The sequence below is a fragment of the Cedecea sp. NFIX57 genome, from assembly GCF_900177785.1.
Taxonomy (GTDB): Bacteria; Pseudomonadota; Gammaproteobacteria; order Enterobacterales; family Enterobacteriaceae; genus Cedecea; species Cedecea neteri_C.
In genome coordinates, this window is the sequence record NZ_FXAS01000003.1 from 86,672 (window position 1) to 100,377 (window position 13,706).

General features: G+C 56.4%; 11 protein-coding genes. 1 reads left to right on the top strand and 10 read right to left on the bottom strand.

All coding sequences use genetic code 11. The annotated features are described in order from the left end of the window. Window positions 1–16: 16 nt before the first annotated feature. The 5 genes from glgA to asd form a co-directional block, all read right to left on the bottom strand. Window positions 17–1,450, bottom strand: a complete 1,434-nt coding sequence (gene glgA, locus B9Y90_RS03065; RefSeq protein ID WP_085540171.1) for a glycogen synthase GlgA — start codon at window positions 1,448–1,450, stop codon at window positions 17–19. A 111-nt stretch (window positions 1,451–1,561) separates the two neighbouring features. After that, entirely contained in the window at window positions 1,562–2,845 is a 1,284-nt protein-coding gene (gene glgC / locus B9Y90_RS03070) for a glucose-1-phosphate adenylyltransferase (protein ID WP_085540172.1), read from the bottom strand. Window positions 2,846–2,859: 14 nt separating this feature from the next. Beyond that, window positions 2,860–4,842 carry a glycogen debranching protein GlgX gene (glgX, locus tag B9Y90_RS03075; protein WP_085540173.1) on the bottom strand — a complete coding sequence of 661 codons (1,983 nt, stop codon included), beginning with the start codon at window positions 4,840–4,842 and terminating at the stop codon, window positions 2,860–2,862. Then, window positions 4,839–7,028, bottom strand: a complete 2,190-nt coding sequence (glgB, locus tag B9Y90_RS03080; protein ID WP_085540174.1) for a 1,4-alpha-glucan branching enzyme — start codon at window positions 7,026–7,028, stop codon at window positions 4,839–4,841. The genes glgX and glgB overlap by 4 nt, the downstream gene beginning before the upstream one ends. 261 nt (window positions 7,029–7,289) lie before the next feature. Next, window positions 7,290–8,396, bottom strand: coding sequence for an aspartate-semialdehyde dehydrogenase (gene asd, locus B9Y90_RS03085; protein ID WP_085540175.1), 1,107 nt, complete (start codon window positions 8,394–8,396; stop codon window positions 7,290–7,292). Window positions 8,397–8,570: 174 nt separating this feature from the next. On the opposite strand from asd, the gene B9Y90_RS03090 reads away from it, so the two are divergent. Further along, window positions 8,571–9,164, top strand: a complete 594-nt coding sequence (locus B9Y90_RS03090; RefSeq protein ID WP_008457909.1) for a YhgN family NAAT transporter — start codon at window positions 8,571–8,573, stop codon at window positions 9,162–9,164. A gap of 79 nt (window positions 9,165–9,243) precedes the next feature. On the opposite strand, the gene B9Y90_RS03095 is transcribed toward B9Y90_RS03090, so the two are convergent. The 5 genes from B9Y90_RS03095 to B9Y90_RS03115 all read right to left on the bottom strand — a co-directional run bounded on the left by B9Y90_RS03095 (window position 9,244) and on the right by B9Y90_RS03115 (window position 13,599). Next, entirely contained in the window at window positions 9,244–9,678 is a 435-nt protein-coding gene (locus B9Y90_RS03095; protein ID WP_085540176.1) for a hypothetical protein, read from the bottom strand. 115 nt (window positions 9,679–9,793) lie between these two features. Continuing rightward, window positions 9,794–11,134: a gluconate transporter gene (gene gntU, locus B9Y90_RS03100; protein WP_085540177.1), complete on the bottom strand. Its 1,341-nt coding sequence runs from the start codon at window positions 11,132–11,134 to the stop codon at window positions 9,794–9,796. After that, on the bottom strand, window positions 11,131–11,664 hold the full coding sequence (gene gntK / locus B9Y90_RS03105; protein WP_085540178.1) for a gluconokinase: 534 nt from the start codon (window positions 11,662–11,664) through the stop codon (window positions 11,131–11,133). The genes gntU and gntK overlap by 4 nt, the downstream gene beginning before the upstream one ends. 149 nt (window positions 11,665–11,813) lie before the next feature. Next, window positions 11,814–12,809, bottom strand: coding sequence for a gluconate operon transcriptional repressor GntR (gene gntR, locus B9Y90_RS03110; RefSeq protein WP_008457915.1), 996 nt, complete (start codon window positions 12,807–12,809; stop codon window positions 11,814–11,816). 94 nt (window positions 12,810–12,903) lie between these two features. Then, window positions 12,904–13,599, bottom strand: a complete 696-nt coding sequence (locus B9Y90_RS03115; RefSeq protein WP_085540179.1) for a pirin family protein — start codon at window positions 13,597–13,599, stop codon at window positions 12,904–12,906. Window positions 13,600–13,706: the final 107 nt, after the last annotated feature.

Consider the following 13,706-nt stretch of genomic DNA (forward strand, 5'->3'; position numbering starts at 1 on the left):
CCTGGTGTATGGGTAATTACATCAAGCGTTGATAAAGGTCGCGGTATGACTGCGCCGCTACCTGCCAGCTAAAATCCATATTCATTGCCTGCCGCTGCACATAACGCCACAGCGACGGACGGGACCACAGCACGAAAGCACGCCGAATCGCGCGGAGCAGCGACCAGGCATTACTGTCTTCAAACACAAAACCGGTAGCCACACCGTCGGCCAGATTCTCAAGCGAAGTATCAGACACGGTGTCGGCCAGGCCACCGGTTCGCCGCACCAGCGGCAAAGTGCCATATTTCAGGCCGTAGAGCTGCGTTAAGCCGCAGGGCTCAAAGCGGCTCGGAACTAAAATCACGTCAGCACCGCCCATGATGCGGTGAGAAAATGCCTCGTGATACCCAATCTGGACGCCGACCTGACCGGGATGCTCGGCCGCTGCTGCCAGGAACCCTTCCTGCAACACGGAATCCCCGGCGCCCAACAGCGCCAGCTGGCCGCCCTGCTCCAGCAACCCGGGCAGAGCCTCAAGCACCAGATCCAGCCCTTTTTGGTTGGTTAACCGACTGACCACCGCGAACAGCGGGACTTTGTCGTTCACCTTCAGCCCCATCGCCACCTGCAGTTGTCGTTTGTTTTCGGCTTTATCCTCCAGCGAATCGCGGTTATACCGCGAGGCCAGCAGCAGGTCGCTTTCCGGGTTCCAAATCTTGTCGTCCACGCCGTTTAAAATGCCCGACAGACGCCCTTCACGCTGGCGCTGGCGCAGCAGCCCTTCCATGCCATAGGCAAAATGCGGGTCAGTAATCTCCCTCGCATAGGTTGGACTGACGGCGGTAATGTGGTCCGCATAGTAAAGCCCGGCCTTCAGGTACGAAATCTGGCCGTGGAATTCCAGCCCGTTCATGTCGTAAACCCACCACGGCAAATCAATTTCACTTAAGTGATGAGCATAGAACATTCCCTGATAGGCAAGGTTGTGAACGGTAAATACCGACTTCGCTGGCCGCCCGCGAACCTCGAGGTAGGCCGGAGTCAGCCCGGCGTGCCAGTCGTGGGCATGGACCACATCAGGATGCCAGTAAGGATCCAGGCCACAGGCCATTTCTGCCCCAACCCAGCCAAGCAGCGCAAAGCGCAGCACGTTGTCCTGGTAAGCGAACTGGTTTGTGTCGTGGTATGGGCTGCCCGGGCGTTCATAAAGATGGGGGGCATCAATCAGGTAAACGCCAACGCCGTTGTAGTGGCCGTAGAGCAGGCGCATATCGCCCGCGAACGTCTGTCGGTGAGCAACCACCTGAATATCTTCGATTCCTCGCCGTACATCAGGAAAAGCGGGCAGCAGGACGCGCGTATCAACACCGCCGGCAATTTGTGCCGCGGGCAAAGCGCCCAGCACGTCCGCAAGGCCGCCCGTTTTCAGCAAAGGAAACATCTCGGAACAGACATGTAAGACCTGCATTATCGCTCCCATATGGAAAGTCGCGGCGCTGTGTCTTAATCATCAGGCAACGCCGAACGATAAAATAACCGCGCACGGCATCACCGTGCGCAGGCCAATCTTCAACGCGTTTCAGCCCTGCAGCTTCGCCAGCATCTCACGCGTGACCAGTACGATGCCCTCTTCAGAGCGGTAAAAACGGCGCACGTCCTCTTCGGCATTTTCGCCAACCACCATTCCCTCAGGGATCACGCAGGCGCGGTCGATAATGCAGCGGCGTAACCGGCAGGAGCGCCCGACAATAACGTCCGGCAGCAAGACGGATGAATCGATGTTGCAGAACGAGTTGATACGCACGCGAGGAAACAGCACCGACTGCACGACGACTGAACCCGAAATAATGCAGCCGCCGGACACCAGCGAGTTCAGCGTCATACCGTGGCTACCGGAGCGATCCTGAACGAATTTAGCGGGCGGCAGCGGCTCCATATGGGTGCGGATCGGCCAGGCCTGGTCATACATATCCAGTTCCGGCATCACCGAGGCCAGGTCAAGGTTCGCTTTCCAGTAGGCTTCCAGCGTGCCCACATCGCGCCAGTAAGGTTCGGCGTTAGGGTCGGACTGTACGCAGGAGAGCGGGAACGGGTGAGCGTAGGCTTCGCCCGCACGGGTGATTTTCGGGATAATATCTTTGCCAAAATCGTGGCTGGAGTTTTCATCCTGGTCATCTTCTTCCAGAAGCTTGAACAGGTAATCCGCATCGAAAACGTAAATGCCCATGCTGGCCAGAGACTTACTGCTGTCGTTGGGCATCGTCGGCGGGTTTTCCGGCTTCTCTACGAAATCGATGATTTTTTCGTCCGCATCCACCGCCATAACGCCAAACGCTGATGCTTCATGCACCGGCACTGGCATACAGGCCACGGTGCAGCGCGCGCCCTTTTCGACGTGATCGATCAACATCCGCGAGTAGTCCTGCTTGTAGATGTGATCCCCGGCAAGGATCACCACATATTCGGCGTCGTAACGGCGAATAATGTCGAGGTTCTGGGTCACGGCGTCCGCCGTGCCGCGGTACCAGTTCTCACCGTGTACGCGCTGCTGAGCGGGCAGCAAATCCACAAACTCGTTCATCTCTTCACTAAAGAAAGACCAGCCGCGCTGAATATGCTGCACCAGGGTGTGCGATTGATACTGAGTAATTACCCCAATGCGGCGAATACCGGAGTTAATGCAGTTGGATAGCGCAAAATCAATAATGCGGAACTTGCCGCCAAAGTGAACAGCAGGCTTGGCGCGGGTCGACGTGAGATCCTTCAGTCGAGTCCCGCGGCCACCGGCCAGAATTAACGCAACAGATTTGATGGGCAGTTGGCGGGCCAACATCAGCGGATCGTTTTTCTCAAACCTAACCATGACGAACTCCTTTTTCATGACTTGTGGAACACGCAAACTCCGTGCGCGGGACCATGCCATACAACCATCACGACCGGGTTGTCCTCTCCGGCAAACGGAGGAACGGCGTGCCATTCCCCCTCAGGTAGAACGATGTCCGCAACTTCTTCGGTCGCGTTAATTGCGATAAGCCAGCGGTCGGACAGCTGGATTTGCAGGCGATGTACGCCGTTTTGCCATTCATCGACGTTCAGGGGCTGCGCGTCTTTATTCAGCCAGCGGACGTTGCCATCACCCTCTTCCCACCAGCGGTTGGCGGTCAGCGCCGGGATAGCCTGCCGCAGCTGGAGGAGCGCCGCCGTAAAGGCCGTCAGGCCGTCGTTGCCCTCAGCCCAGTCAAGCCAGGTCAGCACGTTATCCTGGCAGTAGGCGTTGTTGTTGCCGTGCTGGCTGTGGCCGTGTTCATCCCCGGCAAGCAGCATCGGTGTGCCCTGCGAGAGCAGCAGCGTGGTGAGCAGGGCATGTACGCTGTCGCGCCGCCGTTCCTTGGTAATCAGGCTGGCTTCAAGCCCTTCAAATCCATAGTTGTTGCTAAAATTGCTGTTGGTGCCGTCGCGATTATCTTCGCCGTTGGCTTCGTTATGCTTCTGGTTAAAACTTACGCAATCCCGCAGCGTAAAACCATCATGGGCGGTGATTAAATTAATGCTGGTGGAAGGCAGCCTTTCGCCGTGGCGATAAACATCGCTCGAGCCGGCAAAGCGGCAGGCGAAGCCGCCCAAAGAGAGATCCTGCTGGAGCCAGAAGCGGCGCATCCCGTCCCTGAAATGATCGTTCCATTCGGCAAACAGCGGTGGGAAATTGCCGACCTGATAACCCCCCTGGCCGATGTCCCAGGGCTCCGCAATCAGCTTCACCTGCGACAGGTGAGGATCGTTTTTGATCGCCTCAAACAGCGGGGCGTCCTGCCGAAATTCGGGCGTGCGCCCCATCACCGAAGCCAGATCGAACCGGAAACCGTCCACGTGAAAACTGTCTACCCAGTAGCGCAGGCAATCGATCATCTGGGCAACCACGCCCGGCGTGCTGAGATTCAGGGTGTTCCCGCAGCCGGTCCAGTTTTGGTAATCACCGTTGTCCATTAACCAATAATAGCTACGGTTGTCGATTCCGCTCAGCGACAGGGTTGGGCCGTCCTTGTCCAGCTCCGCGCTGTGGTTCAGCACAATGTCGAGGATCACTTCAATCCCGGCTTGATGCAGCGCTTTGATGGCACCTCGCAGTTCATTGGCGGCGTTGTGAGGGTTTTGATCTATCGCGTAGTAGCTTTCAACGGCATAGAAAGCTCGAGGGTTGTAGCCCCAATAGTTACTCAGCCCAAGCTGCGAAATGCGGGGTTCGGTAACAAAATGCGCCACGGGCAGCAATTCAAGCGCTGTGATGCCCAGGCGTTTGAAGTAGTCGATCATCATCGGGTGCCCCAGCGCTGCATAAGTCCCACGCAGATCTTCCGGGATGCCGGGGTGAAGTAGCGTCAGCCCGCGAACGTGGGCTTCATAGATAACCGTGTTGCCCCACGGCGTTCGTAGCGGCCGGTCGTCTTCCCAGTCAAATTTCTCTCTGACCACCACGCACTTCGCCATGTGTGGAGCGCTGTCTTCAAGGTTGGGCTCATCATAGCCGCAGTGAAAATGCGGATGGTCTTCGGCACCGCCCACGACCACGCGAGCGCAGGGATCGAGCAGCAGCTTCGCCGGGTTGAAACGGTGGCCCTGTTCCGGCGCCCAAGGGCCATGAACCCGGTAGCCGTACAGTTGTCCCGGCTTGCCATCCGGCAAATAGCCGTGCCAGATATCTCCGGAGCGCGCAGGCATGTCGTAGCGGCGCTCGTGTCCATGCTCGTCGAACAGGCACAGCTCGACCTTTTCCGCATGCACAGAATAGAGCGTGAAGTTAACGCCTTTGCCGTCGAAATACGCCCCAAAGGGAGCCGGATTGCCTTGCGTAAGCTGCGTCATGCGTCGCCCTCACGGATCAACCAGAGCGTGGACAGCGGCGGCAGCGTAATACACAGCGAATTGTCGCGGCCGTGGCTCGGCACCGCCTCACTGCTCACCGTACCGCTGTTGCCCGCGTTGCTACCGTGATAGTGCATGGAGTCGGTGTTGAGCTCTTCACGCCAGCGCCCTGGCTGATTGATGCCGAAGCGATAGTGGTAGCGCGGCACCGGCGTAAAGTTACTGACAACAATCACTTCATTGCCCTCGGCATCACGCCGCACGAAAATAAAGACCGAATTGGCCTTATCTTCCACCACCAGCCATTCAAAACCGTAACCGTCAAAATCCAGCTGATGCAATGCCGCGTGGCGCCGATAGGTATGATTCAAGTCGCGCACGAGGCGCTGCACGCCGTGATGCCAGTTATCGCCGCCTTGCAACAGGTGCCAGTCGAGGCTGCTGTCGTGGTTCCACTCTCTCCCCTGGGCAAATTCGTTGCCCATAAACAGCAGCTTTTTGCCCGGAAATGCCCACATCCAGCCGTAATAAGCACGAAGGTTGGCGAACTTCTGCCAGGCATCTCCCGGCATACGATCGAGAATCGATTTTTTGCCGTGCACAACTTCATCGTGGGACAGCGGCAGCACAAAGTTTTCGGTACCGTTGTACAGCATGCCAAAAGTCATTTTGTCGTGATGGTACTGGCGGTAAACCGGGTCGAGCTTCATGTAATCAAGCGTGTCGTGCATCCAGCCCAGGTTCCATTTAAACCAGAAGCCTAGCCCGCCCATACTCGGTGGACGAGAAACGCCGGCAAAATCGGTGGACTCTTCCGCCATCGTCACCGCGCCCGGCGTTTGCTCGCCGATGATGCGGTTGGTGCTACGCAGAAACTCAATCGCTTCCAGGTTCTCACGCCCGCCGTATTCATTCGGCACCCATTGGCCGCTTTCCCGGCTATAATCGCGGTAAATCATCGAGGCCACAGCATCCACGCGCAGGCCATCTATGCCAAACCGCTCAATCCAGTAGAGCGCGTTGCCCACCAGATAGTTGCTGACTTCCCGGCGGCCATAGTTGTAAATCAGCGTGTTCCAGTCATGGTGGTAACCCTCTTGCGGATTACCGTGCTCATACAGCGCGGTGCCGTCGAACTTCGCCAGGCCGGCGTCATCCGTCGGGAAATGGCCAGGTACCCAGTCCAGCAGAACGTTAAGCCCGGCTTCGTGGGCGGTTCTGATCAGGTAAAGAAAATCATCGCGGGTGCCGAAACGGCGCGTCGGGGCGTAAAGCCCCTGCGGCTGATAGCCCCAGCTGCCGTCAAAGGGATGTTCGTTAACCGGCAGCAGTTCAAGATGGGTAAAGCCCATCTCTTTAACGTAGGGAATGAGCTGATCCGCCAGCTCCCGGTAGCTAAGCCAGAAATTATTGTCGGTGTGGCGACGCCAGGAGCCGAGGTGCACCTCATAGATGGAGATGGGCTGATCAAAGCCATTAGCTTTCTGCCGCTCGGGGCTAAGCGTAGTTTTCTCTGGCAGGCCACAAATCAGCGAAGCCGTTTCCGGGCGCATTTGCGCTTCAAAAGCATAAGGATCGGCTTTAATACGCAGCCGCCCTTCGGCGTCCAGCAGTTCAAATTTATAAAGCTGGCCGTTATGCGCCCCTGGGATAAACAGTTCCCAGATGCCGCTTTCTCTCCGCAGGCGCATGGGATGGCGGCGGCTATCCCAATAGTTAAACTGCCCCACCACGGAGACTCGCCGGGCATTCGGAGCCCAAAGCGAGAAGCGAGTGCCGGACACACCGTCCATTGTATCGGCGTGTGCACCCAACGTTTCGTAAGGGCGTAAATGTGTGCCTTCTGAAAGCAGCCAACTGTCCAGTTCCTGAATGAAAGGGCCAAAACGGTAGGGATCGTCGATCAGGTTTTCCTGGCCATGCCAGATAACCGCAAGCTGGTAGCGAAAAGCGTTTTTACGGCGAGGAATCAGCCCACAGAAGAAGCCGCGGGAATCGAGGCAATCAAGCTGGGCGACCTTACGCCCCGTCTTAGGCTCAATCACCCAGACTTCGGTGGCGTCAGGCAGCAGCGCCCGGACTTCAAGCCCGGCGTCAGTTTGGTGCATTCCCAGCAGGGAAAACGGATCGGCAAAATGACCCGCAATTAGCGCATTAATCACGTCTTTTTCCGGCAGAACAGACATGGCATTTTCCTTTTTTATGTGTCACCGATGACCCGCCCTACGCCTGCGTGCGGATACGACACTTATCATTGACCCCGACGAACGGCGCGCAACTCCTGTAAGCCAGTTCGCCCAATACTCGCCAAAACGCTTGCGCGTGCTGACTTAAGCATAGCCAACGCTTTATTAACTCCTCGTGAAATTAATTAATGACTTCCGTTGTACCTTAAATGGCAGGCAAAAAAAGAGGGGCCACAAAGCCCCTCGGGTAAATAAGTGTAATTATGCGAGTGACCGCAGCATTCTGCGCAGCGGTTCGGCGGCGCCCCACAGTAGCTGGTCGCCAACGGTGAAGGCGGAGAGATACTCCGGCCCCATGTTCAGCTTGCGCAGACGGCCAACTGGCGTCGACAGCGTGCCGGTAACCGCGGCTGGCGTCAGTTCACGCATGGTGATATCACGGTCGTTTGGCACCACTTTCGCCCACGGGTTGTGCGCGGCCAGCAGCTCTTCCACGGTGGGAATGGATACGTCTTTCTTCAGCTTGATGGTGAATGCCTGGCTATGGCAGCGCAGCGCGCCTACGCGCACGCACAGTCCGTCAACCGGGATAGCGGCAGAGGTCGCAAGAATTTTGTTGGTTTCAGCCTGGCCTTTCCACTCTTCACGGCTCTGGCCGTTGTCGAGCTGCTTGTCGATCCACGGGATCAGGCTCCCGGCCAGTGGCACACCAAAGTTATCCACTGGCAGCTTGCCACTGCGGCCAAGTTCGGTGACCTTACGTTCGATATCAAGGATGGCAGAAGCCGGATTTGCCAGTTCGGTAGAAACTTCGCCGTACAGCTGGCCCATTTGGTTCAGCAGCTCGCGCATGTGACGCGCGCCGCCGCCGGACGCCGCCTGGTATGTCGCCACAGAAACCCAGTCAACCAGGTCGTTGGCAAACAGGCCGCCGAGGGACATCAGCATCAGGCTGACGGTGCAGTTACCGCCAACAAAGGTTTTCACGCCTTTGTTCAGGCCTTCCTGAATAACGTGCTGGTTCACCGGGTCGAGGATAATAATCGCGTCATCTTTCATGCGTAGAGAAGAAGCTGCGTCGATCCAGTAACCTTGCCAGCCGCTTTCACGGAGCTTTGGATAGATTTCGTTGGTATAATCGCCGCCCTGGCAGGTCACGATGATATCCAGCGCCTTCAGCGCTTCCAGATCAAATGCGTCCTGCAGTGTACCGCCGGTGGTGCCGGCAAACGTAGGGGCTGCCTGCCCAAGCTGGGAAGTGGAGAAGAAAACCGGACGAATGGCGTCAAAATCGCGCTCTTCCACCATGCGTTGCATGAGTACAGAGCCGACCATACCGCGCCAGCCAATAAAACCAACATTTTTCATAGCGACTTAATCCTGCAGAGATGATTGCGTGTGTAAGCGCTGGCCGTGGGCCAGAACATCACTCAACCTTACAAAATGCAGCCAAAGTCGCAAGTGAAATTAATCAATGATATCCACCGTGTCAGAAACAAAGCTTATTAATAGAAACAACTTGCCAGATTTTGGGGAAAACAAATGACTGAAATCATATCCGCCGCGGTACTCCTGATCCTGATTATGGATCCGCTGGGTAACTTGCCGATCTTTATGTCGGTCCTAAAACACACGGAGCCAAAGCGCCGCCGGGCCATTATGATCCGCGAACTGCTTATTGCTCTGCTGCTGATGCTTATCTTCCTGTTTGCCGGGGAGAAAATTCTTGGTTTCCTGAATTTGCGCGCTGAAACCGTGTCGATTTCAGGCGGCATCATTCTGTTCCTGATTGCCATCAAGATGATTTTCCCTGGGCAGGAAGGCAGTTCGTCCGGTCTACCTGCGGGTGAAGAACCGTTTATCGTGCCGCTGGCAATTCCGCTGGTTGCCGGCCCTTCTCTGCTGGCCACACTGATGCTGCTGTCGCACCAGTATCCCAACCAGATGGGGCATTTAGTGGCCGCGCTGATGCTGGCCTGGGGCGGTACCGTGGCTATTCTGCTGCAATCTTCCCTGTTCCTGCGCCTGCTGGGTGAGAAAGGGGTTAACGCCCTGGAGCGCCTGATGGGGCTGGTACTGGTGATGATTTCCACCCAGATGTTCCTGGACGGCATCCGCGCCTGGATGCGGGGGTAAGACCAACCCTCACCCTAACCCTCTCCCTAAAAGGGAGAGGGGACGAATCGAGTCCTGCTCCTAACCCCCTATTTCCCCATCACGAACACATATCCCGATACGGTCCCGGCTGGCACTTGCGCAGGATGGGATACAGGCTTTCCTGCTTCAGCGTATACATGCCGCCAAAGAACGGATCGACAATCAGCCACCCCGGCACGCCGAAGAAAATGATATTGCCGAAGAGATACCAGCGAGTTAAGCGGGTTTCCAGCGGCAGCGGCGTTGAGTAATACCCTTCATGCTTGAGCGTCAACGTGTAGTTTTTCTTTCCGAAGTAGCTGCCGTCCGTCTTTTTAAGCGTCACGGACTCCGGCGTAACGCCCTGTGCGGCGATACCGCTATTGCCATCAAAAATCGTAAAGGCGGCGCGCTTTGGCGTACTGTCGATATACACCGTGGCGTCGTTGTTACCCACAAGCGTCGCGCAGCCGGTGAACAGCGGCAATAACAGTAAGAAGAGAAACTTTTTCATGCGGACACTCCCGGTTTAATAGGGTGTCATAGCGTCACGAGAAGAGAGAAGCTTAACCCGTAAAACAAAACACCCGGCCATTGCCGGGTGTTTTAAGCGGGGGTAAGACGAGAGATTAAGACAGCAGACTGAATGCAATCATCCCGACAATCGCCCCGGTGGTGCCAAGGATGGTTTCCATCATCGTCCAGGTCTTCAACGTTTGTGCTTCGGTTGCGCCGGTAAACTTACCGAACAACCAGAAGCCCGCGTCGTTCACATGGCTCACCACGATAGAGCCACCCGCGATACAAATCGACAGAGCCGCCATCTGAGCGCCGTTATAGTTCAGTTGCTCGATAACCGGCATCACCAGACCAACCGCCGTCAGACAGGCCACAGTAGCGGAACCCTGAATGATACGTACCGCCGCCGCCAGCACGAAGCAGGTGATCGCGATGGGCAGACCCATACCGGTCAGCGCTTCCCCCAGTGCCGGGCCCACGCCGGAGTCAACCAGCACCTGTTTGAACACGCCACCGGCACCGATAACCAGCAGGATAATGCCCGCTGGCTGCAGCGCCTGACCGCACACCGCCATCACTTTTTCTTTGTCCATGCCCTGGCGGTAAGCCAGGCCATAAATAGCCACCATGCAAGCCACCAGAATCGCGGTGAACGGGTGGCCGATGAATTCCAGCCATTCGTACAGCGAAGAGCCCGGCGCGGTAAAGCGAGCGGCGATAGTTTTCAGGCCAACCAGCACCAGCGGCAGCAGAATCAGCGACAGACTGAAGCCAAAGGACGGCAGCTTGCCTTCTCCCAGATGCGGTTCAGAGATGTCTTCCGGAATCTCCAGCGAAACAAATTTGCTGATGAAGTTCCCGAACAGCGGCCCGGCAATAATCATGCCCGGGATCGCGGCACACAGGCCAATCAGGATCATCCAGCCAAAGTCAGCATGCATCTGGGAGGCCAGCAGCATCGGCGCAGGCCCTGGTAGCAGGAATGCCGCGGCAGCAGCGACGCCGGCAAACAAAGGAATCACCAGCTTCACCAGGTTCGTCCTGGTGTGGCGCGCCATCGAAAACGCTACGCTAATCAGCAGCACAATAGCCACTTCAAAGAACAGCGGCAGCGCACAAATCAGGCCCGCCAGGCCAATCGCATAATGCGCGCGGCTGTGGCCGAAGGACTTCAGCATCTTGACGGCAATCTGATCCACCGCGCCGGTTTCATGCAGAATTTTGCCGAACATGGCACCGAGGGCGACCACAATCGCCAGGAAGCCCAGCGTACCGCCCATGCCTTTCTGCATGGTGTCGGCGATTTTGTCGAGCGGCATGCCGGAGAAAAGCCCGGCACCAATAGAAACCACCATCAAAGCCACGAAGGCATGCATACGCGCCTTCATCACTAAAAACAGCAGGAGCAGCACGGAGCCGACTGCGGTTAAAACAAGCGTTAATGTACTCACTCTGCGCTGCCTTTGTTGATCAATGCGAGGGTGCTGGCGACGACGCCGTCCAGCGGCTGGTCGATATCCACGATCAGCACGTCTTTTTCATCCGCCTGCGGCTCTTGCAGGGTTTCGAATTGGGTCACCAGCATCTGGGTTTTAAAGAAGTGGCCTTTACGCGCCTTCAGGCGGTTTTCGATTACTTCGAAATCGCCTTTCATGTAAATGAAGGAGAGGTTTGGGTTACCGTCACGCAACAGGTCGCGGTAGTGCTTTTTCAGCGCCGAACAGACGATCAGCGAAACCTTGTTGGTGCGCTGCATCGCAAACGCAGCGTCGTTCAACGCTTTCAGCCACGGGGTACGATCGTCGTCGTTCAGCGGCTCGCCGGAAGCCATTTTCAGAATGTTGCTGCGGGGATGCAGGAAGTCGCCGTCAAGAAACGCGGCGTTAAGCTGATGGGCAACTTCGCTGGCAACGGCGGATTTACCGCTGCCGGAGACGCCCATCAGGACGTAAATGTGGTGGTCGTGGTTAGTAGTGCTCATGATGGCTCCGACTCTGACACAAAGCAATGCGCCTGGTTTTGTTACGGGTAACTGTTACCGATAACATTTTCCAGCCTGGCTGAGCATTAAGCAATAACCATTAGTTTGCAAAGTGTATAAGTGTGAGCTGCATCAAATAAAATTTTGGCCTAGATCGAGCCACCAGGCGACAACGTAAAGCCTAAATCCAGCATTTTCGGGGTAATGATTTCGCCGCGAATACGCGCCAGCAGACGCTCCGCCCCGATACGCCCCATGCGCTCTCGCGGGGTCAGCACGCTCGCCAGACGCGGCTCCATTACCTGTCCGATATCGTGGCCATGGAAACCGGCAATCGCCATATCTTCCGGGATACGCAGCCCCTGTCGCTGGCATTCAAATGCCGCACCAATCGCTAAGTCATCGTTAGTGCAGAAGATGCTGTCGAGCTGGGGATATTCGCGTTTTGCCTGGCGCAGCAATTCAATGCCGGTGGAGTAAGACGAGGAGTTTTCAATCATCACACTGTACGGCGTCAGCCCGGCGTCGAGCATCGCCTGCTCGTAGCCTTTTTGCTTGATGAGGGTACGTTCGTCGAGACGCGCGCCCAGATAAGCGACATGTTTATGGCCACGAGCAATGATACTGGCCGTCATTTGACGAGCCGCCTCGAAGTTATCAAACCCCACGGCAATATCCAGGCAAGGAGAGACGCTGTCCATCAGCTCCACTACCGGGATCCCGGCGACTTCAATCATTTTCAGCGTTCTGGGCGTGTGGTTGCGCTCGGTCAGAATCAGGCCGTCAATATTCCAGGATAGCATGGATTCCAGACGTTCCTGCTCCAGTTCCGGCTTATAGCCGTAGTGAGCCAGCATGGTCTGATAACCGTGGGCATCAATGACGTTTTCAATGCCGCGCAGCACTTCGGCGAACACCTGGTTAGTCAGCGAAGGAAGCAGAACGCCAATGGCCCGGCTGGTTGAATTAGAGAGGATATCCGGCGCACGGTTCGGGATATAGCCCAGTTCATCTAACGCGGCGGCAATTTTTACCTGCAGCGCGGCAGACACCTGATCCGGGTTGCGTAAGAAACGGCTGACCGTCATTTTGGTCACCCCAACGCGATCTGCAACATCCTGTAGTACCGGTCTTTTCTTTTTCATCGTCCTGCTTGGCTTATGAAGTTTCGACAGCCGAGTTTAGCACGGACAAAAGAAAACCCGCCCCTTTTTCAGGGGCAGGTTGTGACGGGTAACGTTATACCGGCGGCAGGTCGAACAACAGGATCTCGCTCGCCTCGCTGGCGTGAACGGAAATCGCTTGCTCATCCCAGACCGCGATCGCGTCGCTGGTTTTTGCCTGCGTACCGTTAATGGACACGTCGCCTTTTACGACCTGAATCCAGATGCGGCGGTCGGCAGGAATTTGATAAACCGACTGCTCATCTTTGGCCAGCGCCCAGCGAGACAGCTCCATATCCTGGTAAACCTTCAGTGAGCCGTCGCGAGCATCCGGGGAAAGCACCAACTGGCGCCCTTGAGGAGCATCAAAACGGCGCTGATCGTAGCGCGGCGTAATCCCGGTTTTTTCTGGAATGATCCAAATCTGGTACAGGCGCAGCGGTTCGGTCTGGCTGGCGTTGTACTCAGAGTGGCGGATCCCGGTCCCGGCGCTCATGATCTGGAACTCACCCGCAGGCACACGTTCTTTGTTGCCCATGCTGTCCTGGTGCTCAACCGCGCCTTCCAGCACATAGGTCAGAATTTCCATGTCTTTGTGCGGATGGGTCCCAAAACCCTGGCCCGCATCGATCACATCTTCGTTAATGACCCGCAGCGCCGAGAAGCCCATAAAGTTGGCGTCATAATAGTCGGCAAAAGAGAAGGTATGCCAGCTGTCCAGCCAGCCGTGGTTCGCATGGCCGCGGTCCTGTGCTTTTCTTAAGTAGATCATGGTATGTCCTCCGCAATTCGTTTGATGGGATAAGTGTGGACCCATTTCGCGGAGGATCATAGAGGGTGAAAATTGACTCCTCTGTTCAAAAAAAGTGAATAAGTTAG

What these genes read in the sequence shown, in the direction of transcription:
- glgA (WP_085540171.1), bottom strand. Translation starts at nt 1,450, where the DNA reads ATGCAGGTCTTACATGTCTGTTCCGAGATGTTTCCTTTGCTGAAAACG.
- glgC (WP_085540172.1), bottom strand. Translation starts at nt 2,845, where the DNA reads ATGGTTAGGTTTGAGAAAAACGATCCGCTGATGTTGGCCCGCCAACTG.
- glgX (WP_085540173.1), bottom strand. Translation starts at nt 4,842, where the DNA reads ATGACGCAGCTTACGCAAGGCAATCCGGCTCCCTTTGGGGCGTATTTC.
- glgB (WP_085540174.1), bottom strand. Translation starts at nt 7,028, where the DNA reads ATGTCTGTTCTGCCGGAAAAAGACGTGATTAATGCGCTAATTGCGGGT.
- asd (WP_085540175.1), bottom strand. Translation starts at nt 8,396, where the DNA reads ATGAAAAATGTTGGTTTTATTGGCTGGCGCGGTATGGTCGGCTCTGTA.
- B9Y90_RS03090 (WP_008457909.1), top strand. Translation starts at nt 8,571, where the DNA reads ATGACTGAAATCATATCCGCCGCGGTACTCCTGATCCTGATTATGGAT.
- B9Y90_RS03095 (WP_085540176.1), bottom strand. Translation starts at nt 9,678, where the DNA reads ATGAAAAAGTTTCTCTTCTTACTGTTATTGCCGCTGTTCACCGGCTGC.
- gntK (WP_085540178.1), bottom strand. Translation starts at nt 11,664, where the DNA reads ATGAGCACTACTAACCACGACCACCACATTTACGTCCTGATGGGCGTC.
- gntR (WP_008457915.1), bottom strand. Translation starts at nt 12,809, where the DNA reads ATGAAAAAGAAAAGACCGGTACTACAGGATGTTGCAGATCGCGTTGGG.
- B9Y90_RS03115 (WP_085540179.1), bottom strand. Translation starts at nt 13,599, where the DNA reads ATGATCTACTTAAGAAAAGCACAGGACCGCGGCCATGCGAACCACGGC.